Source organism: Arthrobacter sp. E44 (assembly GCF_041877125.1).
Lineage (GTDB): Bacteria > Actinomycetota > Actinomycetes > Actinomycetales > Micrococcaceae > Arthrobacter.
This window is the reverse complement of the sequence record NZ_JBHDJA010000003.1, coordinates 1-24,210: the sequence shown is the minus strand read 5'-3', so window position 1 is coordinate 24,210 and position 24,210 is coordinate 1. Positions and strand designations below refer to the sequence as shown.

29 protein-coding genes are annotated in these 24,210 nt (G+C 63.8%); 16 read left to right on the top strand and 13 right to left on the bottom strand.

The genetic code is table 11. The features are described from left to right. Position 1: 1 nt before the first annotated feature. From rplR to map, 7 genes are all read left to right on the top strand, one after another. Positions 2 to 385, top strand: a complete 384-nt coding sequence (gene rplR / locus ACETK3_RS03855; RefSeq protein ID WP_236799106.1) for a 50S ribosomal protein L18 — start codon at positions 2 to 4, stop codon at positions 383 to 385. After that, a complete protein-coding gene (gene rpsE / locus ACETK3_RS03850) occupies positions 382 to 1,098 on the top strand; it encodes a 30S ribosomal protein S5 (RefSeq protein ID WP_142133091.1) in 717 nt (238 codons plus the stop codon). Before rplR ends, rpsE begins: the two co-directional genes overlap by 4 nt. Positions 1,099 to 1,100: 2 nt before the next feature. Then, entirely contained in the window at positions 1,101 to 1,307 is a 207-nt protein-coding gene (rpmD, locus tag ACETK3_RS03845; RefSeq protein WP_009358731.1) for a 50S ribosomal protein L30, read from the top strand. Beyond that, a complete protein-coding gene (rplO, locus tag ACETK3_RS03840) occupies positions 1,308 to 1,793 on the top strand; it encodes a 50S ribosomal protein L15 (protein WP_236799105.1) in 486 nt (161 codons plus the stop codon). It abuts the gene before it with no gap. 210 nt (positions 1,794 to 2,003) lie between these two features. Further along, a complete protein-coding gene (gene secY / locus ACETK3_RS03835; protein ID WP_236799104.1) occupies positions 2,004 to 3,314 on the top strand; it encodes a preprotein translocase subunit SecY in 1,311 nt (436 codons plus the stop codon). Positions 3,315 to 3,319: 5 nt separating this feature from the next. Then, complete coding sequence (locus tag ACETK3_RS03830) at positions 3,320 to 3,889, top strand: adenylate kinase (protein ID WP_236802906.1); 570 nt, start codon at positions 3,320 to 3,322, stop codon at positions 3,887 to 3,889. Between the two features lie 75 nt (positions 3,890 to 3,964). After that, positions 3,965 to 4,792 carry a type I methionyl aminopeptidase gene (gene map, locus ACETK3_RS03825; RefSeq protein ID WP_236799103.1) on the top strand — a complete coding sequence of 276 codons (828 nt, stop codon included), beginning with the start codon at positions 3,965 to 3,967 and terminating at the stop codon, positions 4,790 to 4,792. 82 nt (positions 4,793 to 4,874) lie between these two features. Here the strand turns inward: map and ACETK3_RS03820 are convergent, their stop codons facing one another. The 3 genes from ACETK3_RS03820 to ACETK3_RS03810 all read right to left on the bottom strand — a co-directional run bounded on the left by ACETK3_RS03820 (position 4,875) and on the right by ACETK3_RS03810 (position 8,174). Continuing rightward, positions 4,875 to 6,224, bottom strand: a complete 1,350-nt coding sequence (locus ACETK3_RS03820; protein ID WP_373992558.1) for an ABC transporter substrate-binding protein — start codon at positions 6,222 to 6,224, stop codon at positions 4,875 to 4,877. A 73-nt stretch (positions 6,225 to 6,297) separates the two neighbouring features. Beyond that, positions 6,298 to 7,218, bottom strand: a complete 921-nt coding sequence (locus tag ACETK3_RS03815) for a carbohydrate ABC transporter permease (protein WP_236799101.1) — start codon at positions 7,216 to 7,218, stop codon at positions 6,298 to 6,300. Next, positions 7,215 to 8,174 (bottom strand): carbohydrate ABC transporter permease, encoded by a 960-nt coding sequence (locus ACETK3_RS03810; protein WP_236799100.1) that lies wholly within the window; start codon positions 8,172 to 8,174, stop codon positions 7,215 to 7,217. Before ACETK3_RS03810 ends, ACETK3_RS03815 begins: the two co-directional genes overlap by 4 nt. 216 nt (positions 8,175 to 8,390) lie before the next feature. Here ACETK3_RS03810 and ACETK3_RS03805 point away from each other — a divergent pair, with 216 nt between their 5' ends. From ACETK3_RS03805 to ACETK3_RS03770, 8 genes are all read left to right on the top strand, one after another. Next, complete coding sequence (locus ACETK3_RS03805) at positions 8,391 to 9,320, top strand: P1 family peptidase (protein ID WP_373992557.1); 930 nt, start codon at positions 8,391 to 8,393, stop codon at positions 9,318 to 9,320. A gap of 171 nt (positions 9,321 to 9,491) precedes the next feature. Then, positions 9,492 to 9,713 (top strand): translation initiation factor IF-1, encoded by a 222-nt coding sequence (gene infA, locus ACETK3_RS03800; protein WP_009358723.1) that lies wholly within the window; start codon positions 9,492 to 9,494, stop codon positions 9,711 to 9,713. A gap of 71 nt (positions 9,714 to 9,784) precedes the next feature. Next, complete coding sequence (gene rpmJ / locus ACETK3_RS03795) at positions 9,785 to 9,898, top strand: 50S ribosomal protein L36 (protein ID WP_009358722.1); 114 nt, start codon at positions 9,785 to 9,787, stop codon at positions 9,896 to 9,898. A 184-nt stretch (positions 9,899 to 10,082) separates the two neighbouring features. Beyond that, entirely contained in the window at positions 10,083 to 10,457 is a 375-nt protein-coding gene (gene rpsM / locus ACETK3_RS03790) for a 30S ribosomal protein S13 (protein ID WP_003803743.1), read from the top strand. Between the two features lie 54 nt (positions 10,458 to 10,511). Then, positions 10,512 to 10,913: a 30S ribosomal protein S11 gene (gene rpsK / locus ACETK3_RS03785; protein ID WP_018760435.1), complete on the top strand. Its 402-nt coding sequence runs from the start codon at positions 10,512 to 10,514 to the stop codon at positions 10,911 to 10,913. A 130-nt stretch (positions 10,914 to 11,043) separates the two neighbouring features. After that, positions 11,044 to 12,054: a DNA-directed RNA polymerase subunit alpha gene (locus tag ACETK3_RS03780; protein ID WP_013601812.1), complete on the top strand. Its 1,011-nt coding sequence runs from the start codon at positions 11,044 to 11,046 to the stop codon at positions 12,052 to 12,054. A 68-nt stretch (positions 12,055 to 12,122) separates the two neighbouring features. After that, positions 12,123 to 12,701: a 50S ribosomal protein L17 gene (gene rplQ / locus ACETK3_RS03775; RefSeq protein ID WP_373992556.1), complete on the top strand. Its 579-nt coding sequence runs from the start codon at positions 12,123 to 12,125 to the stop codon at positions 12,699 to 12,701. Between the two features lie 86 nt (positions 12,702 to 12,787). After that, positions 12,788 to 13,627, top strand: coding sequence for a tRNA pseudouridine(38-40) synthase TruA (locus tag ACETK3_RS03770; protein ID WP_373992555.1), 840 nt, complete (start codon positions 12,788 to 12,790; stop codon positions 13,625 to 13,627). Between the two features lie 69 nt (positions 13,628 to 13,696). Here the strand turns inward: ACETK3_RS03770 and ACETK3_RS03765 are convergent, their stop codons facing one another. After that, positions 13,697 to 15,364, bottom strand: coding sequence for an ATP-binding protein (locus tag ACETK3_RS03765; protein WP_373992554.1), 1,668 nt, complete (start codon positions 15,362 to 15,364; stop codon positions 13,697 to 13,699). Between the two features lie 252 nt (positions 15,365 to 15,616). Between ACETK3_RS03765 and ACETK3_RS03760 the strand changes: the two genes are divergently transcribed. Then, positions 15,617 to 16,396 (top strand): response regulator transcription factor, encoded by a 780-nt coding sequence (locus tag ACETK3_RS03760; RefSeq protein ID WP_236799095.1) that lies wholly within the window; start codon positions 15,617 to 15,619, stop codon positions 16,394 to 16,396. 15 nt (positions 16,397 to 16,411) lie between these two features. Here ACETK3_RS03760 and ACETK3_RS03755 read toward each other — a convergent pair whose 3' ends face one another. From ACETK3_RS03755 to ACETK3_RS03715, 9 genes are all read right to left on the bottom strand, one after another. Next, a complete protein-coding gene (locus tag ACETK3_RS03755; RefSeq protein WP_373992553.1) occupies positions 16,412 to 16,894 on the bottom strand; it encodes an Hpt domain-containing protein in 483 nt (160 codons plus the stop codon). 94 nt (positions 16,895 to 16,988) lie between these two features. Continuing rightward, positions 16,989 to 17,873, bottom strand: a complete 885-nt coding sequence (locus ACETK3_RS03750; protein ID WP_306968822.1) for a type II secretion system F family protein — start codon at positions 17,871 to 17,873, stop codon at positions 16,989 to 16,991. A gap of 7 nt (positions 17,874 to 17,880) precedes the next feature. Then, positions 17,881 to 18,813 carry a type II secretion system F family protein gene (locus tag ACETK3_RS03745; protein WP_373992552.1) on the bottom strand — a complete coding sequence of 311 codons (933 nt, stop codon included), beginning with the start codon at positions 18,811 to 18,813 and terminating at the stop codon, positions 17,881 to 17,883. Between the two features lie 10 nt (positions 18,814 to 18,823). Continuing rightward, positions 18,824 to 20,311: a CpaF family protein gene (locus ACETK3_RS03740; RefSeq protein WP_373992551.1), complete on the bottom strand. Its 1,488-nt coding sequence runs from the start codon at positions 20,309 to 20,311 to the stop codon at positions 18,824 to 18,826. Then, positions 20,311 to 21,504, bottom strand: coding sequence for an AAA family ATPase (locus ACETK3_RS03735; RefSeq protein WP_373992550.1), 1,194 nt, complete (start codon positions 21,502 to 21,504; stop codon positions 20,311 to 20,313). The genes ACETK3_RS03740 and ACETK3_RS03735 overlap by 1 nt, the downstream gene beginning before the upstream one ends. After that, positions 21,501 to 22,250 carry a Flp pilus assembly protein CpaB gene (locus tag ACETK3_RS03730; protein WP_373992549.1) on the bottom strand — a complete coding sequence of 250 codons (750 nt, stop codon included), beginning with the start codon at positions 22,248 to 22,250 and terminating at the stop codon, positions 21,501 to 21,503. The genes ACETK3_RS03735 and ACETK3_RS03730 overlap by 4 nt, the downstream gene beginning before the upstream one ends. A 23-nt stretch (positions 22,251 to 22,273) precedes the next feature. Continuing rightward, on the bottom strand, positions 22,274 to 23,323 hold the full coding sequence (locus ACETK3_RS03725) for a pilus assembly protein TadG-related protein (RefSeq protein ID WP_237428633.1): 1,050 nt from the start codon (positions 23,321 to 23,323) through the stop codon (positions 22,274 to 22,276). Beyond that, positions 23,311 to 23,685 carry a TadE/TadG family type IV pilus assembly protein gene (locus ACETK3_RS03720; protein ID WP_237428632.1) on the bottom strand — a complete coding sequence of 125 codons (375 nt, stop codon included), beginning with the start codon at positions 23,683 to 23,685 and terminating at the stop codon, positions 23,311 to 23,313. Before ACETK3_RS03720 ends, ACETK3_RS03725 begins: the two co-directional genes overlap by 13 nt. An 87-nt stretch (positions 23,686 to 23,772) precedes the next feature. Further along, entirely contained in the window at positions 23,773 to 23,982 is a 210-nt protein-coding gene (locus ACETK3_RS03715; protein WP_142133109.1) for a Flp family type IVb pilin, read from the bottom strand. Between the last annotated feature and the right edge of the window lie 228 nt (positions 23,983 to 24,210).

The window sequence follows — 24,210 nt, the reverse complement described above, 5'->3', positions numbered from 1 at the left end:
CATGGCCATCTCCATTAACAAGAAGCGTACGAACAAGAGCAAGGCTGCTGGTCGCAGCCGCCGCCAGCTTCGTATCCGCAAGCGCATTTCCGGTACGGCTGTACGCCCCCGCATGGTGGTCAACCGCTCCGCACGCCACGTATTTGTCCAGGTTGTCGATGACACCATTGGCCAGACCGTAGCAAGCGCGTCCACACTGGAAGCCGACCTCCGTGCATTCGACGGTGACAAGACTGCCAAGGCCAAGCGCGTCGGCGAGCTCGTTGCCGAACGAGCCAAGGCTGCCGGCGTCGAGGCTGTTGTGTTCGACCGTGGTGGTAACAAGTACCACGGCCGGATTGCCGCCGTCGCTGACGGTGCACGCGAAGGTGGGCTGTCACTGTGACCGAAGCAAACAAGGAAAAGGACACTGTGTCTGCAGATCAGAAGGCTCCCGAAGCCGCAGCTGCTGAGACCACTGCCCCCGCCGCCGACGACCGCCGTGGTGGCGCCCGTCGCGGCGAGCGTGGCGACCGCGGCCAGGGCCGCGGCGACCGCGGTGGCCGTGGCGGCCGCGACGGTGGCCGTGAAGCCGAAAAGAACCAGTTCGTAGAGCGCGTTGTCACCATCAACCGCGTTTCCAAGGTCGTCAAGGGTGGTCGTCGCTTCAGCTTCACCGCACTGGTCGTCGTTGGTGACGGTAACGGCATGGTCGGCGTGGGCTACGGCAAGGCCAAGGAAGTTCCCGCTGCTATCGCCAAGGGCGTTGAAGAGGCCAAGAAGTCCTTCTTCCGCGTTCCGCGCGTTGGCAACACCATCCCTCACCGCGTTCAGGGTGAAGCCGCTGCCGGCGTCGTAATGCTGCGTCCGGCCTCCGCCGGTACCGGTGTTATCGCCGGTGGTCCGGTCCGTGCAGTACTGGAGTGCGTGGGCATCCACGACATCCTCTCCAAGTCGCTCGGTTCCTCCAACGCCATCAACATCGTTCACGCGACCGTTGATGCCCTGAAGCGCCTCGAAGAGCCGGCAGCAGTGGCAGCACGCCGAGGCCTGCCGCTGGACGAGGTTGCTCCCCAGGCTCTGGTGAAGGCCCTCCTGGCTCCGAAGGCAGGTGTTTAGTCATGGCTAAGAACCTGGTCCCTTCCGACGCCCAGTTGGAAATCACTCAGATCAAGTCCGCCATTGGCGGCAAGCAGAACCAGCGCGACACCCTGCGGTCCCTCGGCCTGAAGCGGATCGGACACACCGTTGTCCGCACCGCCGACGCCGTGACCGTTGGAATGCTCAACACGGTTCCGCACCTGGTAAAGGTAGAGGAGGCGAAGTAAATGGCAGAGAACACTGCTGATAAGGCACAGGCTGCTGAGAAGCAGAACGCCCTGAAGGTTCACCACCTGCGTCCCGCCCCGGGTGCCAAGACCGCCAAGACCCGTGTTGGTCGTGGTGAGGCATCCAAGGGTAAGACCGCCGGCCGTGGTACCAAGGGTACGGCTGCCCGCTACCAGGTGAAGGCTGGCTTTGCCGGCGGCCAGCTGCCGCTGCACATGCGCCTGCCCAAGCTGCGTGGCTTCAAGAACCCGTTCCGGGTTGAGTTCCAGGTCGTGAACCTGGACAAGCTCAACGAGCTGTTCCCGGAAGGTGGCGCAGTCACCGTGGAGAACCTGGTTGAAAAGGGTGCGGTTCGCAAGAACCAGCCCGTCAAGGTGTTGGGCACCGGCGACATCACCGTCAAGGTTGACGTCACCGTCCACGCATTCTCGGCCAGCGCCGCTGAAAAGATCGCTGCAGCAGGCGGAAGCACCACCGCCCTGTAAGGGACGGCGCCAGCTGTTGAACTCCCGGTATCCGTGGGCTTTGGCCCCGGATACCGGGAGTTTTTCATATCCGCCGGGCGAATTTTTGGCGCCATCCGGCGCACGTGCGCTGCCCCGGATTGTTCGCAGGGCGCATCCAACCGTTAGACTCGGTTGTCGGGATTTATCAAGTTCCGCCACCCCACCCTTATTGACACCACAGGAGGACGCTTGCTTAGCGCATTTGGCCGGGCCTTTCGCACGCCTGATCTGCGACGCAAGTTGTTGTTCACGCTGGCAATCATCACCATCTTCCGCTTGGGTGCTTTCATTCCCTCGCCAGGTGTGAACTACCAGAATGTCCAGCAATGCTTGCAGAACGGTCAGACCGCCGGCGGGTTGTACCAGCTCGTTAACCTCTTCAGCGGCGGCGCGTTGCTCCAGGTGTCCATCTTCGCCCTGGGCATCATGCCCTACATCACGGCGAGCATCATTGTGCAGCTGCTCCGGGTGGTCATTCCCCGGTTCCAGCAGCTGTACGAAGAGGGCGCGTCGGGCCAGTCCAAGCTGACCCAGTACACCCGCTACCTCACCATCGCGCTGGGCCTGCTCAACGCCACCACCCTGGTGTCGCTGGCACGCTCCGGGCAGTTGCTGCCCGGTTGCCAGCTGCCGATCATCCCGGACACCAGCATCATCACCACCATCCTGATCATCATCACGCTTACGGCCGGTACCGGCCTGATCATGTGGATGGGCGAGCTTGTCACGGAGAAGGGCGTGGGCAACGGCATGTCGCTGCTCATCTTTACCTCCATCGCCGCGCAGTTCCCCACCTCGCTGGGCGCCATCTGGACCTCCCAGGGCCCGGGAACCTTCTTCATCGTCCTCGCCGTGGGCCTGCTCACCGTTGCACTGGTGGTCTTCGTGGAACAGTCGCAGCGGCGTATCCCCGTGCAGTACGCCAAGCGCATGATCGGGCGGCGCACCGTGGGCGGCACCAGCACCTACATTCCCATCAAGGTGAACATGGCCGGCGTCATTCCGGTGATCTTCGCTTCCTCCATGCTCTACATTCCCGGGTTGATCGCGCAGTTCAACCAGCCCCGGAACGGCGAGCCCATGCAGCCGTGGGTTGAGTGGATCAACAACAACCTCACCCGCGGTGACCACCCGATCTACATGGCGGTTTACTTCGTCCTGATCGTGTTCTTTACCTACTTCTACGTCGCGATTACCTTCAACCCTGAAGAAGTATCGGACAACATGAAGAAGTACGGCGGCTTCATCCCTGGTATCCGCGCCGGCAGGCCGACCGCTGATTACCTGCAGTACGTGCTCTCACGGATCACCCTGCCCGGTGCCCTTTACCTGGGCTTCGTGGCACTGATTCCGCTGGTGGCACTGGTACTGATCAATGCGAACCAGAACTTCCCGTTCGGTGGCACCTCGATCCTGATCATGGTGGGCGTTGGTTTGGAGACCGTAAAGCAGATTGATGCGCAGCTACAACAACGTCACTACGAAGGGCTTTTGCGATGACGAGAATGCTGATTATTGGACCTCCCGGTTCCGGAAAAGGAACGCAGGCGGAGCGGATCTCAGAACGCCTCGGCGTTGTGGCCATCTCCACCGGCGACATCTTCCGTGCCAACGTGAAGGGCGAAACGCCGCTGGGCCTCGAGGCCAAGAAGTTCATGGACAACGGTGACTTCGTTCCGGACAGCGTGACCAACAAGATGGTCCGCGACCGCCTTGGCGAGTCCGATGTGAACAATGGCTTCCTGCTGGACGGCTACCCGCGCACCACCGCGCAGGTGGATTACCTTGACGAGATCCTTGCCGACGGCGACGAGAAGCTCGACGTGGTCCTCCAGCTGACCGCCGACGACGAGGAACTGGTGCACCGCCTCCTGGGCCGGGCCAAGGAAACGGGCCGGAGCGACGACAACGAAGCCGTCATCCGCCACCGCCTTGACCTGTACCACGAGCAGACCGAAGCTGTGGTGTCGAAGTACGCCGAGCGCGGCATCCTCACCCAGGTCGACGGGATTGGTCCCATCGACGAAGTTACCGACCGCGTGATGCAGGCCATCAAGGCGGCACAGGCAGCCTGACCAAAGGCGGCCCCGGTTTTATCGAGGCTCCTCCCGGCATCCGGGAGGAGCCTCAGCCATTTGAAAGGAAACACCATGGCCTTTGGCCAGCCCCGCATCGAATTCAAGAACAATGCCCAGATGCGCACCATGCAGGAGGCAGGCCTGGTCCTAAGCCGCGCACTCGACGCCGCCGTTGCCGCCGCGGTGCCGGGAGTCACCACCAAGCACCTGGACGACGTCTTCGCCGCCGTCCTCAACGAGGCAGGCGCCAAGTCCAACTTCCTGGGCTACCACGGCTTCCCGGCCACCATCTGCACCTCAGTGAATGAGGAAGTGGTGCATGGCATTCCCGGCAGCCGGATCCTCCAGGACGGGGACATCATCTCCATCGACGGTGGCGCCATCGTCAACGGCTGGCACTCGGATTCCGCGCGGACGGTGATCGTGGGAACCGCGGATCCGGAGGACCAGCGGCTCTCCGACATCACCCAGGCCGCCATGTGGCGGGGCATCGCAGCGCTGGCCACAGGCTCGCACGTTGGCGACATTGGCGCGGCGATTGATGATTACGTTTCGTCCGTTCCCGGGAAGCCGCTGGGCATCCTGGAGGACTACGTGGGCCACGGCATCGGTTCCGAGATGCACATGGCGCCTGATGTCCTGAACTACCGCACCAGCCACCGGGGCCCCAAGATCAAGCCGGGCCTCTGCCTCGCCATTGAGCCGATGCTGGTGCGCGGCGGCATCGAGACCGCGGTCCTGGAGGATGACTGGACAGTGGTGACTACGGACGGCAAGCGCTCCTGCCAGTGGGAGCATTCCGTGGCGGTGCATGAGAAGGGTATTTGGGTGCTTTCGGCGCCCGACGGCGGTGCGGAGCACCTGGCGCCCCTCGGCGTCACCCCGGTGCCGATCCCGTAAGGGACGCGCACGTTCGCCGGCGACACGTAAGAGCCCTGGCGACTCCTGGAAACAGGAGTGGCCAGGGCTTTTGCGTTCCCAACTACGACTTCAGCTTCGGCTTCACGTCGCGGTCGTAAATGCTCTGCAGAGTGTTCTTCAGGTCCGTCATGGTGGACTTCACGTCGCCCTGCTGGGTGAGGATCTTCGCGGCAGCCTTGGCCATCTCCTGGTCGGCGCCGGGCAGGAACACGCGGGCGTTGTCCTGGACCTTGGTCACCGCCAGCTGGTCCACTGCCGTCTGGATCTGTGGTGTCTTGGCCAGGACGGCGGTCATGTCCGCAGACTTGCGGGTGGGCATGTAGCCGGTGGCGGCCGAGAACTCGACGGTGCTCTCCGGCTGGGTAACGAAATCGAGGAACATCCCGGCGGCGAGCTGTTCCTCCTTGGTGATCCCGCTGGGGATGCCCAGGCCTGCGCCGCCGGTGGGGCAGACGTTTGTGGTCGCCTTGGGGCCGCCCGGCAGGAAGCCGACGCCCACATTGGATTTGGCCGACTTCAGGATGCCCAGCAGCGAGCCGGTGGAGGCGATGGTGGCGGACGTCAGGCCGGCCGAGAAGTCGTCCGCTGCTTCCTTGGAGGAGACCCCCGCCCACTTGTCCTTGTAGATCGAATCCTGCGCCCACTGCAGCGCCGCCACGGAATCGGGGGAGTCGCAGGTGATGTCCCATTCCTTGGACCAGCCGCCGCCCCAGCCCCACAGCATGTTCTGCAGGGTCCAGCCCGCGTACCCTGCCAGGGCGGGGTAGATGTAGGCGTACTGGGCCCCGGAAGCTGCCTTGAGCTTGGGTGCCCATTGGCCGAATTCGTCCCACGTCTTGGGCGCCCGGTCCGGAAGTCCGGCAGCGGCAAAGTGGTCCTTGTTGTAGTAGAACAGCGGGGTTGAGCGGCCGTAGGGGAGCGCCCACTGTTTGCCGTCGTACTTGTAGTCGTTGATCAGCGACTGCTGGAAGTCGTCCATCTTCATGTTCAGCTGCTTGGTAAGGCTGTCCACCGGGATGATGCTGCCGTTGGTGTAGTAGCGGAACCACCACACGTCGGAGAGGACCACCACGCCCGGAAGGCCGGACTTGGCAGCCTGGGCCGTCTGGAACTTCTGCGCAATTTCCTCATAGTTGGCCCCTGCCGTCACCAGGTTGACGGTGATGCCGGGGTTCTTGGCCTGGAATTTCTGGATCAGGCTCTTCTCAACCTCCTGCGACTGGCCGGGGTGGCTGGACCAGAAGTCGATCTTGGCCGCCGGCTTAACGCCGTTGAAGTCGATGTCGGCCGCCTGCGAGGTCGCCTGCCCGCCGCCAGTGGTGGAGGGTCCGCCGCATGCGGCCAGGGCGGCGGCAGAGGCGGTAACCCCTGCCAGGCCCAGGAAATGCCTCCGGTCCAGGTGAAGTGTCATGACAGTTCCTTTCGGTTGTTGCCTTGGAGAATGTGAGAGTCGAAGGTTGGAAAGTACGACGGCGGGAGGCAGGTCAGCCGGTCACGCTCCCTTGGGTGAGGCCCGCCACGATGTAGCGCTGCAGGGCGGCGAAGATGATCAGGATGGGGACGATGACCAGGACCGCGCCGGCCATGAGGACCCCCCAGCCGGCGGCGTTGCTCTCGCTGTTCTGCAGCAGCGTCAGCCCCACCGGAAGCGTCATCGTCTCCGGGCGGTCCGTGATGATGAGCGGCCAGATGTACTCGTTCCATTCGGTCACCACCGTCACCAAAGCCACGGTGGCGATGGACGGGACCGAGACCGGAACCACGATCTGCCACAGCCGCCGCCAGTGGCCGGCACCGTCCATCTCGGCAGACTCCAGGATCGAATTCGGCAGGGTCCGGAAGTGCTGGCGCAACAGGAACGTACCGAACGCGGTACCCAGGCCGGGAAGGATGATGCCCCACAGCGTGTTCTTGCCTCCCATTCCCGCGATCAAAATGAAGTTGGGCAGGATAGCCACCTGAGGGGGCACCATGAGCGCCACCAGGATCAGCAAAAAGATGAAATCCCGGAACGGGAAGCGGACGAAGACCAGCGCGTACGCCGTCAGGATCGCCAGGATCACCTTGATGGTGGCCCCCACCACGGTGACGATGGTGCTGTTCAGGAAGAACTGCCCAAACGGCACCGTGGTCATGGCGGTCCGGTAGTTCTCCAGGTTCAGGCTCTCCGGCAGGATCTTCAGGTCTGTGGTGACGATTTCGCCGGACTGCTTGAAGGAGCTCAGCACCATCCACAGCAGGGGCAGGAAGACCACCAGTGTTGCGATGAGCAGGGGCAGGTAGCCGCCCACCACCGTCTGGACGAGGTTGCGGCGCGACAGCGGGCGGTCGCGGTCGAGGCCTGGCTCGGGGGCAGCGACGGCCGGCGCAGCGGGGTCCGGGTTGACCGGTGACAGGGAGGTCACGAGTAGTGCACCTTTCGTTCCACGAACCGCAGCTGCAGCACGGTGATGACCAGGAGGATAGCGAACAGCACTACCGAGATGGCTGCCGAGTAACCGGCCCTGTTGTAGGCGCCGAAGGCCTGCAGGTAGGCCTCGTAAATCAGGGTGCTGGTGCCGGTGCCCAGCGGGGTCATGATCCGGATCAGGTCGAAGGCCTGCAGTGAGCTGAGCATGGTGGTGATCAGGAGGAAGAACGTGGTGGGGGACAGCAGCGGCAGCGAGATGCTGACGAAGCGCCGGAACCCGTTGGCTCCGTCAAGGGAGGCCGCTTCCATGACTTCCGAGGGAAGGGACTGCAGCCCGGCCAGGTAGACCACGGCGCAATAGCCCAGGTTCTTCCAGACGTAGACCAGGATTACCATGACCAGCGAAAGCTGGGGATCGTTAATCCACTGCGGGCTCTGCTGCCCGATGCCCCGCAGCAGCCAGGCCAGGACCCCGTAGCCAGGGTCGAAGATGAACAGCCATACCAGGCCCACGCCGACACCGGAGAGCACATAGGGCGCAAAGACGGCGGAACGGGCAAACGTGGTGCCCCGGATCTTCGCGTTCAAGGCCAGCGCCACCAGCAGGCCCAGCAGCATGGATCCGCCCACCGTCGTAAGGGTGAACACTGCCGTGGTGCCCAGGACCTTCGGGGCGTCATTGCTGCCGAAGAAGGTGACGTAGTTGGCAAGGCCCACCACCGTGGCGGTGGGGGAGCCCAGGGTCCAGTCCAGCGTTGAGTAGTACATGTTGCTGATCAGCGGACGGTAGGTGAAGACGGCGATCAGCACCAGGTTGGGCAACGCCATGGCAAGGAAAACAAAGAAGTCGCGGCGGGTCCTTGCTGTCCACCGCCGCTTTGGTACTTTCGCGGAACTTCCCGGAGGCCTGTTGGGTTTGGCCGAGGGGTGCGGGGCGAGTTGACGGGTCATGCGTTGCCTCTCCCGGGTTGGGAGCCTGCTCGTGGCGGGCCCTGGCTTGATCTAGGGACTACTACACCAGACCGTCAGGGGGCTGAAACCCGCATATGCCCTTGTCAAGGGACTGTTATCCAAGGCTTCGTCGCCCGTTAACGCTGTGTTGAATGCAGTCTTGCATAAAGTTCGCCAATGCGGCAGGGGCGCGCCAGCAGAGGGGAGAATAGGGCCATGGGAACCATTACCGATGTCCCGGGCCTGCGCGTGGGCCACGTACAAAAGGAACGCGACGGCTGGCTGACGGGCGTCAGTGTGGTCCTGCCCCCACCGGGCACTGTGGGATCGGTGGATGTCCAGGGCGGGGGGCCTGCCACCCACGAAACGGACGCCCTTGACCCCACGACGCTGGTCAGCCACGTCGACGCGGTGGTCCTCACCGGCGGCAGCGCCTACGGGCTTGCCTCCGCGGCCGGTGCCCAGCGCTGGTGCGAGGAGAATGGCCGCGGCTTCGCCGTCCCGGGGGGAGTGGTTCCGATCGTCCCGGCCGCCGCCATCTTCGACCTGGGCAGGGGCGGCGACTTTTCCGCACGCCCGACGCCGGACATGGGCTACGCGGCAACGGCCGCCGCAGCGGCACAAAAGGAAGGGCACGACGTCGAACGCGGCAACGTGGGCGCCGGAACCGGGGCGCTCCTCGGCAGGACCTACAAAGGCGGGGTGGGCACGGCGTCGGCCACGCTCAATAACGGTGTAGTTGTGGGGGCAATCGCAGTGGTGAATGCGTTGGGATTGCCGACAGTCGAACAGTCGGTTCTCGAGGAGGCCGTGGTGGAACCGGGTCCCAACACCACTCTGGTCGTTGTGGCTACCAACGCCGTTCTTGATGTGGCCGAATGTAAACGGACTGCCTCGGCGGCTCACGCGGGGATCGCGAGAGCTCTCAACCCCTCACACACCCTGGCCGACGGCGACACTGTTTTCTGCCTGGCGACCGGTGCCGTGGCACTGGACCGGTCGGACGAAGCTGCCCGGCAGCTGAGCCTTATCACGCTGCAAAGTGCGGCAGCCGACGTCGTACGGTTGGCCATCCTTGACGGCGTGGCCAGCGCTGAAACGATCACTACCCCCGCAGGTGAATATGGTGCGTTCCGGTCCGCGTAGGCTACTATGGCCGATTTAACTTTTACCCGCTGACGGGGTAGTGTTGTTTGTTGGTTGTCTGGACTGCCACGCCCTTTTGGGCCTGGAGGCGGCAATCGATCCAACAAAAACGTTCGTAGTCATGCCCGGTGCAATCCGGCGGGGCTGCGGCAACAACAGTTAGCGGAGGGTATGGCCAAGAAGGACGGGGTCATTGAGATCGAAGGCGTTGTGACCGAGGCGCTGCCTAACGCGATGTTTCGCGTTGAGCTCACCAACAAGCACATCGTTCTGGCACACATCTCTGGAAAGATGCGTCAGCACTACATCCGAATCCTCCCCGAGGACCGCGTAGTGGTGGAGCTGAGCCCGTACGACCTCACCCGTGGTCGTATCGTCTACCGCTACAAGTAAATTGCTGGGCGGCATCAGTACACACTGGCCGCCGCTCCAGTTGACCAAACTGCTACACGCAAAGGAACGCCATGAAGGTCAAGCCGAGCGTCAAGCAGATCTGCGAAAAGTGCAAAGTGATCCGCCGTAATGGCCGGGTCATGGTGATCTGCGAGAACCCGCGCCACAAGCAGCGCCAGGGCTAATTTCCTTCCCTGAAGGAAATCCTGGGTTGCTAACCCACGCAAGTAAATAAAGGCAGCACAAGCTGATCTGGAACATTGAGCTCGAAAGAGTCCGGACAGCTAACCCCCGGTCGGAGGCTGGGGCCGCACGGACTGTGCGGGTGTACTGCCTACGACCTCCGGTTTATCAAGGAGTACTGCCACTATGGCTCGTCTCGCTGGCGTAGACATTCCCCGCGAAAAGCGGCTGGAAATTGCGCTTACTTACATCTACGGCGTGGGCAAGACCCGTGCACACGAAACCCTGGCTGCCACGGGCATCAGCGCTGACGTTCGCGTCAAGGACCTGACTGACGCCCAGCTGGTTGAGCTGCGTGACTACATTGAAGGCAACTACAAGGTTGAGGGTGACCTTCGCCGCGAAGTAGCAGCAGATATCCGCCGCAAGGTTGAAATCGGCAGCTACGAAGGCCTGCGCCACCGCAAGGGCCTGCCCGTACGCGGTCAGCGTACGAAGACCAACGCACGTACCCGCAAGGGCCCGAAGCGTACCGTCGCCGGCAAGAAGAAGGCCCGTTAAAATCCCCGCCCGGGATTTACGGACTTTCCCCAATAACTTTCTGTAGGAGAAAAAATGCCCCCGAAGACTCGTGGCGCGGTTCGCAAGCCGCGTAAGAAGGACAAGAAGAATATCGCGCTTGGCCAGGCGCACATCAAGAGCACCTTTAACAACACCATCGTTTCCATCACGGATCCTTCCGGTGCTGTTATTTCCTGGGCTTCCTCCGGTGAGGTTGGCTTCAAGGGCTCGCGTAAGTCCACCCCGTTCGCTGCCCAGATGGCTGCTGAAGCCGCTGCCAAGCGTGCGCAGGAGCACGGCATGCGCAAGGTAGACGTTTTCGTCAAGGGACCGGGTTCCGGACGCGAGACCGCAATCCGTTCGCTGCAGGCCGCAGGCCTCGAGGTTGGCTCCATCCAGGACGTCACCCCCGCAGCCCACAACGGCTGCCGCCCGCCGAAGCGCCGCCGCGTCTAATTCTTTTCCGCAGCAGGAGCTTGCCCGGACCAGCGATGGTCCGGGCAAGCCCAGCGCGTTAAGTCTTCAGACCGAATTTCCACCACCTGTGTTGCGTCATATAGCGGATGCTCGCCGAAAGGAAACCTAAGTGCTCATTGCACAGCGCCCCACCCTCTCCGAAGAGGTCGTCTCCGAAAACCGTTCGCGTTTCATCATTGAACCGCTGGAACCGGGCTTCGGCTACACCCTCGGAAACTCCCTCCGCCGTACCCTGCTCTCCTCCATCCCCGGTGCTGCCGTAACCAGCATCCGGATCGATGGTGTGCTGCACGAGTTCACCACGGTTCCGGGTGTCAAGGAAGATGTCACCGAGATCATCCTTAACATCAAGAGCCTGTCGGTTTCCTCCGAGCACGACGAGCCTGTCGTGGCTTACCTGCGCAAGCAGGGCCCCGGAGTCGTCACCGCCGCGGACATCGCTCCGCCGGCCGGCGTCGAATTCCACAATCCGGATCTGCACATCGCCACGCTGAACTCGAAGGGCAAGTTCGAACTCGAACTGACCATCGAGCGCGGCCGCGGCTACGTTTCGGCAGCTCAGAACAAGTCCGGCGATGCAGAGATCGGCCGCATCCCGGTCGACTCCATCTACTCGCCGGTGCTGAAGGTTACTTTCCGCGTGGAAGCAACCCGTGTTGAGCAGCGCACCGACTTCGACAAGCTGATTGTCGACGTCGAGACCAAGCAGGCCATCGCCCCGCGCGATGCCGTTGCTTCCGCAGGCACCACCCTGGTGGAACTGTTCGGTCTGGCCCGTGAGCTGAACACCGCAGCTGAAGGTATCGAGATCGGCCCGTCGCCGACGGATGCTGCCCTGGCAGCAGACATGGCACTGCCGATCGAGGATCTGGACCTCACCGTCCGTTCCTACAACTGCCTCAAGCGTGAGGGCATCCACACCGTGGGTGAACTCGTTGCCCGCTCCGAGGCTGACCTGATGGACATCCGCAACTTCGGTGCCAAGTCCATTGACGAGGTCAAGGCAAAGCTGGTTGAACTGGGCCTGTCCCTCAAGGACTCGCCTCCCGGTTTTGACCTCGCAGCACGCGCCGCAGCAATCGAAGAGGACGACGCCGCTTTCGGCGACGACGAACTCTAAACCAGACCTTGGCCGGTGGGCAGCACCATGGTGTGCCGCCCACGGCTTCCACATGAGGAGAAACAATTATGCCTACCCCCACTAAGGGTCCGCGCCTCGGAGGCGGCCCGGCTCACGAGCGCCTCATGCTCGCGAACCTGGCAGCATCCCTGTTCGAGCACAAGCGGATCACCACCACGGTGACCAAGGCCAAGCGCCTGAAGCCGTACGCAGAGCGCCTGGTCACCTTCGCCAAGCGTGGCGACCTGGCTTCCCGCCGCCGCGTGCTCGGCCTGATCAGCAACAAGGGCATCGTCCACGAGCTGTTCACCGACATCGCCCAGGCTGTGGAGAACCGCGACGGCGGCTACACCCGCATCACCAAGATCGGCAACCGCAAGGGCGACAACGCTCCCATGGCTGTCATCGAACTGGTCCTCGAGCCGGTTTCCGCCAAGCAGGCCGTCGTAGCCGAGGCTACCCAGGCTGCTGCCAAGGCTGCTCCGGCCGCCGAGGAAGCTCCGGTTGAAGAAGCTGCAACCGAAGAGGCTCCGGCCGCTGAGGAAGCTGCCGAGGCACCTGCTGCTGAAGAAGCTGCAACCGAAGAGGCTCCGGCCTCTGAGGAAGCTGCCGAAGCTCCCGCAGCTGAGGAGAAGGACGCGAAGTAATTCGCTGATTCGCTTCGCATAGACTTAGGTCTGTGAACCACCAAAAACCCGCGGCCCCCGTTTCAGGGGGCGGCGGGTTTTTGCGTATGCGGCTTGATCTTTCGTACGACGGCGGTCCGTTCAGCGGGTGGGCCGTGCAGCCGGGACGGCGGACCGTCCAGGGCGTGTTGGAGGAAGCAATCGAGCTTTTGGTCCGCCGCCAGGTCCGGGTCACCGTTGCAGGGCGCACTGACGCCGGGGTCCACGCCCGCGGGCAGGTGGTGCACCTGGACCTCACCGAAGCCGAGTGGCTGGGACTGCCGCGCGGGCACGAACTCGATCCCGCCGTCGCCATGATGCGCAGGCTCCGCGGGGCACTCAACCGGGCCCTCGGCGACCTCCACGGGGCGGTGGAGGTGCATGCCGTTTCGTTGGCACCGGAGGGTTTCGACGCCCGCTTCTCCGCCCTCTGGCGCCGGTACAGCTACCGGATCGCGGACGGCCCGGCGCTGTGGGACCCGTTGGAGCGGTACTTCACGCTGTGGCACAAGAACCCGCTGGACGTCTCGCTCTTGAACGAGGGTGCTTCGCAGCTCTTGGGTCTGCAGAACTTCCTGTCCTTCTGCAAGCCGCGCGAGGGCGCCACCACCGTCCGTGAACTCCAGCGGTTCGAGTTCCGGCGCGGCGAGGACGGCGTCATCGTAGCCACAGTCCAGGCTGACGCGTTCTGCCATAACATGGTCCGCGCCCTGATCGGTTCCGCGCTGTACGTGGGGGAGGGCACTGCGGAGCCGGGCTGGTTGTACGAGCGGCTGCTGCTGCAGAAGCGGGATGCGAAGTCGGTTCTTGCCGCGCCGCACCCCCTGGTGCTGGAGGAAGTGGCCTACCCGTCGGACAGCGAGCTCCTTACCCGCGCCGAACAGACCAGGGCCGTCCGCGAGTACTGATTCCCATCGAGTGCTCCGTACTTGTCGTTTTCGAGCCCGATAACGACAAGTACGGAGCAGTGGATGGTGCTAGAAAGCGGGCGGGGGACCCTCCGCCGGAAGGGTGACCGTGAAGGTGCTACCCTGGCCCTCGCCGCTCTGGCATGTGATGCTGCCGCCGTGCCGCTCCACGATCATCCTGGTAATGGAAAGACCCAACCCCGCTCCCGGGATAGCTGCTTTCTGGGCGGATTCGGCGCGGAAGAAACGGTTGAAGGCCTTGGCCGCGTCCTCGCCGGACATGCCCATCCCGGTGTCCGTGACGCTCAACCGCACCCATTGCCGGTCCGCCTGCGCGCTGATACTGACTTTGCCGCCGTCGGGACTGTACTTGATGGCGTTGGACACCAGGTTGTCCAGCACCTGCCCGATCCGCAGCGGATCCGCGTAGGCCCACAGGGGCGACGGGACGTCGGTGGCGATCTCCACGTGGGACCGCAGGGCCGAAGCCTGGGCCGAACCCAGGCTGGTCTCCACCAGGCTGGCCAGATCGGTCCGCTTGGGATGCACGTTTAAGGTGGTGGAGGCGGAAGCTGTCAGGTCGGCCACGAGGTCCAGCAGCCGTTCAGCGTTGCGCTGCACCACGAGCAGGCGCTTGGCCACGTGCGGGGGCAGGTCGTCGGGGTCGTCCAGCACCAGGTCCACGTTGCCCAGGATTGAGTTGAGCGGGGTCTTGAATTCGTGCGAGACATTGGAGATGAGTTCCTGGTTGGCTGCCAGTGATTCCACCCAGCCGGTGACGTCGCTGTAGACCACCACGGCGCCGGTGAGCCGGCCGTCCTCGCTGACCAGGGGGCGGGCGGCCGTGGACACGGCGCGCTGCTCCGGCCCCTCGCCCGCCCACACCAGGTAGTCAGCGAAGGACTCACCGGCCATGGCCCTGCTGATGGGCCGCCGGTCCGGAGGAAGCAGAGTGCGGCGGTCCTGGCCGAAAATCAGCTGGTGCCCCTGGCCCGGGATGGCTTCGTCGGCGCCTGTGGCCCGGCGGAAGTTGCGCTGCCGGCTGTTGGAGACCAGGAAATGGCCGGCGCGGTCGACGGCGGCGATACCGACGTCGGTGGCGTCCAGCACGGTTTCGAGCAGCTTCTCCCGCTCCCGGCTCGCGGCCAGTAGGTCCCGGAGTTCGCGGTCCTTGTCCGCCAGTTCGGCCTGCTGCTGCCGGAGGCTCACGCTGGCGAAGCGGATGGCCAGGGACACTGCGAGCATCATCACCGGGAAGAGAACGACGGTGGTGATGTCGGAAGCAGTGATCGCAGGAAAGTGGGCCGCTGCTGTGGGGAGCATGATCAGCAGTGGGCCCAGGAAGCTGAGCACCAGGCTGCTGCGCGCCAGCATGCCAGAGGCGGAGAGCCAGATGACCGGGAAAACCACCAGCACCGCAAGGCCCGGCAGGAGGGGCGCGGCGCCGTTGCGGAGGAGACCGATGGCCGCGAAATCCAGGACCGGAATTAGCAGATAGGGGCGGTGCGCCAGCCGTTCCCAGGGGACCAGGAAACAGCCAAGGAACAGGATGGCGTGCAGGACAATTCCGGCCAGGTACAGGGGGCTGTGCGTGAGTGAGGGCCATGCGAAGGGTGTTGCCACGGCAATGGCAGCCACAAGGAGGGTGAGTGGCAGCTGGCACAACACCACTTGGGCGCGGGTTCCCAGCCGGCGGAATATGCGGCCGGGTCCACGGTGGAACAACGGCTCAGCCATGTTTCTGACTCGTACCCCTTCACATTTGGAAGCAGGTGCCGCCAAGGTCTATCAAATCCCCCCAGTTACCTTGGGCAACCACCCTTTCCCTAGATATTGCACACGTCTTGTCATAATAATTGACTTTTCAATTTCCGGCGCCGATTCGGATGTCATCAGTGCGGCTTACTAGTAGCGTATAAATGGTTGGAGCGGGATTGGCATTGGCGCTGGGCCAATGGGGGGCCATCTTCGCCTGGCGCAGGGATAGCAATGGACGATCTTGGTGTAGCTGTAGTAATCGAGGACGACGACGATGTGCGTAACCTCCTGGAAGGTGTATTGACCCAGGCGGGCTTCGAAGTGCATACAGCGGTGGATGGGCGGACCGGGGTTGACGTAGTCCGCAGCAAGCAGGCAAATGTCGTGACGCTCGACATTGGCCTGCCGGATATTGACGGGTTTGAGGTTCTGCGCCGGATCCGGAATTTCAGCAACGCATATGTGGTGATGCTGACCGGTCGTACGGAGGAACCGGACCTGCTGTCAGCACTTAATGCGGGGGCAGATGACTACATCGCCAAGCCCTTCAGGCCCAGGGAACTCCGGGCACGGGTGGCGGCAATGATGCGCAGGCCCCGGCATGAGGTGGACGGGCAGAACCCGTCCACGTCCCTGGGCCAGTCCCCGGCTCCTGCCGCTCATGCAGAGCCCGGAGTCCTGCAGCACAACGGGCTTCTCCTGAACCACCGGACGCGCACGGTGGAAATCAAAGGCCAGCCACTGGGATTGACGCGCAGTGAGTTCGACCTGCTCCATGTGCTGCTGAAAGGCGGCGGGGCCGTATGCACCAGGGCCGACCTGGTGCGGGCCGTGCGGGGCGAGTTCTACGACCGGGAAACTTACATCAGCGAAGCGGACGAACGCGCCGTGGAGGTCCACGTGGGAAACCTGCGGCGCAAGCTCAAGGAGGACCAACTGTCGCCACGCTGGCTGCAGACGGTCCGCGGGGTGGGGTACCGGCTGGCGCCACGGCGTCCTGACGACGCCTAGGCGCCTAAGCGGGGGCTAGCCCTTCTCCAGGATGTAGGTAGCCTGCAGTTCGGACACCGTGCGTGCCCCGTCCCGGGCCACCCCGGCCATCATGGCCTGGCCCTGGGCAAAATCGCCCTGTCGGATCAGGCCTTCCAGGAGTTCGGCGAGCCTGGCCAGCCTGAGGCCGCCCACCATGGCGGAGCTGATTTTGAGGCTGATGACGGCGTCCAGGGCGGAGTCTTCATCCTGGCTGTCCACAGCTGTTTCCAGCCGGGCCAGGCGCAAGTCCCACATGGCGGCGTAGTCGCGGGCGAATCGCTGGGCCAGTCCGGTACCGGCCAGTTCGTCTTCCAGCTCGTCCAGGACTGCGGCATCAATCAGCGGCAAGAGACCCGCCTCCTCCAGTGAAGGTCCCACGCTGGGAGCAGGAACGGCAGGAGCTGGCAGAGCGACCCCGGGCAGTGGGGAGTCCGCAGCGGGGCTCTTTCCGCTGGAACCGGGATCGGTACTGTGCATTGTTCAAGGCTACTTCCTGGAAATCCGTCGTTGGCCTATTTGTCATCATTCTGTGTAAACCTTGAGGCAAACTTGCCGTCGCCCTGCGTAGGCGCTACTGCCCGCTGAAAGTCATCACCGCATTGATCACGGCCGGCCCCAGAATGGCGATGAAGAGGACCGGGAAGATAAAGAACAGCAGCGGGAAAAGGATCATGACGGGCAGCTTCATGGCCTTTTCCTCGGCCCGCTGGCGCCGCTTGACCCGCATGACCTTGGCCTGGACGCGCAGTACCCGGCTGATGGCGATGCCGTACGTGTCGGCCTGCACCACAGCCTGCACGAAGCTGCGCAGCTCCGGAATGTTGGTCCGCTCAGCCAGCGCGATGTAGGATTCCCGGCGGCTGCGTCCCACCTGCATGTCCTGCAGGGTGCGAACCAGCTCTTCCGCCAGCGGGCCCTTGCCGTTCTCGCCGGCTCGGGCCATGGCACCCTCGAAGCCGAGTCCGGCTTCCACCGAGATGAGCATTTGGTCCAGCGTGTTGGCCAGCTCCAGCTGCATTTCCTTTTGCCGCTCCTGGCCCTTGCTGTAGAGCAGCAGGTCCGGGATGAAGTAGCCAAGGACCAGGACGAAGAGCCCGGCGAGTTTCATCATCGGTGAGCTGCCGATGGAGGTCAGATAGAGACCAGCCGCGGCACCGGCCACGCCAAGGCCGATCTTCGACCCCAGCACCTTTCCCAGCGGCATAGAGGCGGGCCGGCCGGCGAGGGACAGGAGCCGGTCCAGAAACGCGACGTAGGCCGGGGGAGTGAGGCGTCGGCCCAGGGCTTCGAGACGCGCCGGTGCTCCGGTAGGAGCAACCGCGACCGCCGGTGCACCGCGGGACAGCAGTTCGGTGACCGCTAAGCGCCCCTGCTTGTCCACGGTCAGGACGGACCAGGCCAGCGCCGCCACCGGGACACAGACCAGCAGGACGGAGAGGAGGACTATCAGGTTCATGGTGTCCTCAGAACTTCAGGTCGATGATCTTGCGCATCCACAGCGCGCCGATGGTCATCAGGACAAACGATGCGCCGATCATTACCCAGCCCAGGGGATGGGTGAACATCGAGTTCATGTAGCTCGGGCTCACTGCGAGCAGCATGGCCACAATGCCGAACGGCATGGCGATCAGGATGTACGCGGAGAATTTGCCTTCGGCCGCGAGGGCTTTGATGTGGCCCTTGATCTCCGCGCGTTCGCGGATGGTCTCGTTGACCTGGTCCAGGACCTCGGCCAGGTTGCCACCCACTTCGCGGTTGATCTGGATGGCCTGCGAGATCCAGACGAAGTCCTCGTTCTTCATCCGATCGGCGGTGTCATTGAGGGCGGCGAGCAGGTCGCGGCCCAGGCTGGTTTCGGTGATCACCCGCCGCATCTCCTCGGACGTCGGCTTCTGGGACTCAGCCGCCGCTGCGTCGATGGCGCGCAGGACGCTGTGGCCGGCCCGCAGGCCGCCGGAGAGCAGCTGCAGTGTGTCGCCCAGCTGCCCGTCGAAGGCGGTGCGGCGCTTGCCGGCCAGGAAACCGAGGACCAGTTTGCCCACGAACGGGGCGAGCAGGGCGAGCAGCAGTCCCACCAGGGGACCCACGGTGACAGTGCCCACCAGCATCCCGACGCAAGCGCCGATGCCGACCAGCAGGAAGAATTCTGCCTGGCTCAGGCGCAGGCCGGCGTTCTCGAGTTCGACGCGGGAGAACAGTTTGACGTTGCGCCCGTCGAGCAGCCGTTCAAATGACCTGACCCCGGACAGCGCCAGGCGGGACAGGGAGGAAGGCGGCTCGGGTTCAAACGGACGACGGCGGTCCAGCGGCACTGAGGGCGCGCTTGGCAGGAGCACGGCGACCCCGAGCAGGCAGATGGCTGCCAGGAGGATGAGGCTTCCGATGGCGATGATCATGGCTCAGTCCCTACTTCGCGCCCGGGCCCAGCGGGGTGGCAAACACCTCGGGGGACACATGGATGCCCAAGTCCTCGAACCTGTCGATGAACCGCGGCCGGATGCCCGTGGCAACCGGACGGCCAAGGAACCGTCCCTGAGCGTCCACGCCCGCAGAGTAGTCGAACACGAAGGCATCCTGGAGGGTGACGATGTCGCCTTCCATACCCTGCACCTCGGTGACGTGTGTGATGCGGCGGGAGCCGTCGCGGAGCCTGGAGATCTGGACGATGAGGTTCACGGCGGAGGCGATCTGCTCGCGGATGGCGCGTAGCGGAAGGTCCATGCCTGCCATCAGCACCAGGGTTTCGAGGCGGGCCACGGCATCGCGGGGGGAGTTGGAGTGGACGGTGGAAAGGGAGCCATCGTGGCCCGTGTTCATGGCCTGCAGCATGTCCAGGGACTCGCCGCCACGGACCTCACCCACCACGATCCGGTCGGGCCGCATACGGAGGGAGTTGCGGAGAAGTTCGCGGATTGTCACGGCGCCCTTGCCTTCGGTGTTGGGCGGGCGGCTCTCCAGCCGGACCACATGGTCCTGCTGGATCTGCAGCTCCACGGCGTCCTCGATGGTGACGATGCGTTCGTCGTGGGGCAGGAATGAGGACAGGACGTTGAGCAGCGTGGTCTTTCCCGTGCCGGTACCGCCGGAGACGATGATGTTCAGCTTCGCTTTGACGCAGGCGTTCAACAGTTCGGCCATTTCCGGCGTCAGCGTGCCGAAATCGATCAGGTTGCGGACCGTCAGTGGGGTCTTGCTGAACTTTCGGATGGTCAGCGAGGAACCTCCCACGGCCAGCGGCGGGATGACCGCGTTGACACGGGAGCCGTCCTCAAGGCGCGCGTCCACCAGCGGCGAGGACTCGTCGATGCGGCGGCCCACCTTGGACACGATGCGTTCGATGACCCTGCGCAGGTGTTCCTCGGAGCTGAACCGGGACTCGGTGAGCGTCAGCTTGCCCTTGCGTTCCACATAGATCTGGTCCATGCGGTTGACCATGATTTCGGTGACGGCCGGATCGTCCAGCAGGCGCTGGAGGGGGCCGTAGCCCAGCACGTCATCGGCAACGTCACGGACCAGGCGGGTGCGTTCCTCCGGGGTCAGCGGCACCTGCTCGGCGTCAATGATGCGGGTGAGCTCCTCCTTGGCCGTGCTCCGTAGCTCCAGCTCGGTGACGGCGGCGTCGTTGAAGCGCGTTCCCATGCGTTCGAAAAGCGCGGTTGCCGCCCTGTCCTTCATGGCTGCGAAGACGTCCACCTTGGGTGCCGTGGGCACCTGCTGCGCGCCGGCGTCGTGCGTTGAATGCACGACGGCGGCGTGCGCCGGAACGTGCCGTTCCGTGCCTTCCGCGGGGGACGGCAGGGGCGCAGGCACCGGGCGCGGCGGCTCGAGGAGCGCGGTGCCGCCGGATGCCTGGTTGCGGTTCTGGGCCGCGTTGATGCGTTCGGAGAGTTTCATCAGATAACCACCCTTCGGTGAAGCTTCCGCTGTGCCTGGGCGCGCCAAGCCGGGTTGAAGCGCTCCACGAGGTGGCGGAGGCTTTTGACGGCGGGGTCTTTCTTGGATTCCTGGAGGACGGGGATGCCGCGGTTGGTGGACAGTGCCACGGCGCGGGAGCGGGGGACGCTGACGTCCACGGGCGCACCGATGGTGGATTCGACGTCCTGGACGTTCAGGCCTGCCTTGGCGTCGGCCATGTTGAGGACCACGTGGCGGGACTCGGGCATGATGTCCAGCTGGCGGAGGACCTCCAGGCCGGAGCGCAGGCCGCGCAGGCTGGGGATGTCCATGGCGCTGACCCACACTACGTCGGTGCACTGTTCCATGGCGGCGAGGCCGATTTCCGGCATTCCGGGGGCAGTGTCGATCACCACGTACTGGAATTCCTGGGCCAACTGCTCCAGCAGGTGGCTGATCTGTTCCGGGGTGATGTGGTCCGCGTCCACCGGGTTGGGCGGGGCGCACAGGGCGTAGATGCCGGCCGGGTGCACGGTCAGGAAGGCCTTGAGGACCAGGGAATCCTGGGCAGCTGCGGGGGTGACGGCATCCGTGACGGTGTGCTGCGGGTTGAGGTAGAGGCCGGAGGCGACGTCGCCGAACTGCAGGTCGAGGTCCACGATGACCACGCTCATGGGTGCGATCTGGCCCAGGCCGATGGCAATGTTGGTGGCCAGGGTGGTTTTGCCCACGCCGCCCTTGGGGGAGAAGACGCCGATGACCAGGCCCCTGCCGTTTTCTGCCTGCTGCTGCTCGGGACCGCGGTGGCGGGTGGCGAAGGACTGGCAGGCGCGTTCCAGCAGCACCCTTATTTCGGCGGCGTCGGCCTGCGGGCTGAGGATGTCCCGGATGCCGGCGCGCATGGCGTGCAGCAGGAAATCCGGGTCCACGTCGCTGACCAGGACCAGGCTGAGGCCGGGGAGCTGGACGTCGAAGACCTTGGCGAACCGCAGTGCCTCTTCATAAGGGACATCCGGGCCGATGATCAGGACTTCGGGCTGTTCCTGGTTGAGGAGGCCGAACAGTTCCGCCGGGCCTGCGGGGAGGATGTCACTGGCGATGGTCTGCACGGTGCCGCGCAGGCCGTGGGCGACGGCGGCCCGCAGCTTCTGGTCGAACTCGGCGTTGGGGGACAGAAGGACGAAACGGCTCATTTGTACACGTTGTCCTTCCTGGCGATGAAGCCGCCGTTGTCCTGGGCGTCGAGGGGTTCCTTGGTAAGCCAAAGGTCACCGTTGTTGGAGGAGTAGATGATCTTGGTGGCGTCGATGTCATTTACGGCCACGGTGACCATGAACGAGCCCTGGGGGAGGGTGGTGTCCTGGGGGTTCGTTCCGTCGGTTGGCTTTGCTGTTGCCTGAGGGGCCCGCTGCACGGCCGTGACCAGGACCTTGCGCAGCGTTAGCTGGGAGGTAGGCTCACCCGGCTTCGACTTGTCCGCGCCGGCGCCGAAGCTGAAGCCGACGCCCACGTGGTCGCCTGCCTCGATCCTGCCGCCCACAACGCGTTTGGCTTCGAGTTCGAACGTGACTTCCTGGAGGCCGGCGGGCACTTTGACAGAGCCACTGGCCCTGGCATCCTTGGGGGCGACGAGGCGTTCGGCCAGGAGCTGTTCGCCGGGGACCAGGTCGACAGCGGCGACGGTTCCGCCCTTGCCGTCCAGTGAAGTAAGGGCGGTGGTGGCAACACCAGCGGCGGGGACGTCCTCGATCACGAGTGAGGCTGTCATGTCATTCACCAGTGTTCCGGCGGGGATCGCCTTTTGGACGACCAGCACTTTCTTGGGGTTGGTACTGGCCATCGCCCGTGCGTCGGCGCCGTTCGCGTAGACGATGATAAGAAGGGCTCCCACAAGCGCCAGGGCTACGGCGGCCGCGCCGGCGAGCATGCGAGATTTCACGTTGTTCTCCTGATGGGGTAGTGCTAGAGGCCGAGGCGGACGATGGTGGCGCCGTAGGGGTCAACGGGCCCGAGGGTGTAGCCGTCAGCGAGGGACACATAGGTCACGAACCTGCCGATCACGCCTCGGCAGTTCCCTGTGCACTGTGTCGCAGTGGTGACACCCGTTGCCGTTGACTTAGTGCTTTGGAACTCGTAGGGAAGGCCCGTACCACCGCTGAACCGCCAGCCCGTCACATCGAATGCAGCAAATGAAATGAGGCTGTAGATTGCGCCGTTGCCGGTGCCGGTAATCTGGTTGTAAACGGGGAGCAGAACGATAACTTTTCTTCCAGCCGTAATGTCGGCGCCCCACTTGTTCAGCGTGGCGTCGCAGTTACCTGGAGCATTGTTGCCCGGATCGCTGCCGCCTTCGCTGACCGCGAGGTCGATGGTGGCACCGCACTTACCCGTGTCTTGCTTCAACCATCCGTATCCTCCGGCGACCGCCGCGCCGGACGGGCCGTAGTTGCAGGAGGCGTTGGCATTTTGACCGTGATCCTGCAGGAGTTGAATGGCGCCGTCCACATAACCTTTGACTTGGCAGATGGAGAAGGCGAGGGGGAACGCGGTTGTTCCGGCCTTCGGGCTGCCCCAAACGGCGGACGACTTGGCCCCCACCTTCGCCGTCGGAACCCCCAGGACGTCCGCGAAAAAGAGCGAGACAGAGTCGGGAGGTGCGCCCTTTTCTGCCGCCGTCGTATTTACGACCACCTTCCGGTTTGTCGTTTCCAGGGCAATGGAGCGGACGTTGCTGCTGCCGTCCAGTGCATTCTGGTTGGCAAGAGTGGCGGCCAACGTCGATGTGGTGCATAGGGTATCTGAGGAGTCCCGGGCGCATTTCTGGGCGACACCTATGGCGGCAGCGTCTGCGCCATTCTGCAGTTGGGCGTGCTCCGAATACAGCACTCCTACGTCAACAGCAATGGCTGCAGAGCCCAGCAGGACCACCATAACGATGGCAACGATCACCGAAATGGCGCCGCGCTGGTTGCGTGACTTGCCGTCTTGCAGGACTAATTTCAGCCGCCGCACAGCATGACTCCTTTGCCCGTCATCGCGAACGGCCCGGCAATTCCGGTGATGGTGGAAAGTGTGTACTTGACGGTGACCGTCACTTGGGTGCCCGTGCTGCACGTGATGGGGCTCACAGTGACGGCTGATGAGGGAAGGGTTGAGCTTACCGATGCTGCAGCGTTTTGAACTGCAGTTGCGGCAGCGGTGGGGCTGTTGTTGATGGCCATGACACGCACGCCCTCCCGGGCCGCGTTGGTCAGGGTGATTTGGGCGTTGTAGGCCCGGCCGAACTCAATGGTCCCCAGCACAAGCATCAAGAGGAGGGGCAGCAGGATCGCGAATTCGACGGCGGCCGCGCCGCGTTCCGAATCACGTTTCACCTGCTGCTCCTCCTCTTGAATTGCTTGCTTCTGCCGAGCAGAGTGTCGCCGTTTCGATATGGGGTCCGGAACGGCGGGGGCGTGTTACTACGGGGTGGCGACGGCGGTCGCGCCACCAGTGGGGGAAACTTTTCCTGCCACGTTGTTGAAGAGTCCGGTGAGGTTGTTACCGAGCAGCGAGACGGCGACGATGATGACAACTGCGATGAGGGCGACCATGATGCCGTATTCGACGGCGGTTGCGCCCTTTTCGCTGTTGCGAAGGCGGATCATGAAGTTGGTGTAGAGAGAAAGCATTGTGTACTCCTGAGCGAGACGGATTGGCTGGCCCTGCACCAGCACTGAATCGAAGTTAGCAACGCTTGATTCGACATTGACCCGATCTTGCAGCATTCTGCGCAAAGGGGACTGCTGAAGGTTTGATTGACACTTTGCCTGTGAGGATTTGATCCTTGCGGGTGGAAGGATGTTCCTCATGCCCAAAGCCTTTCCCGAAGAGTTCCGCCGCGATGTCGTGGCGGTTGC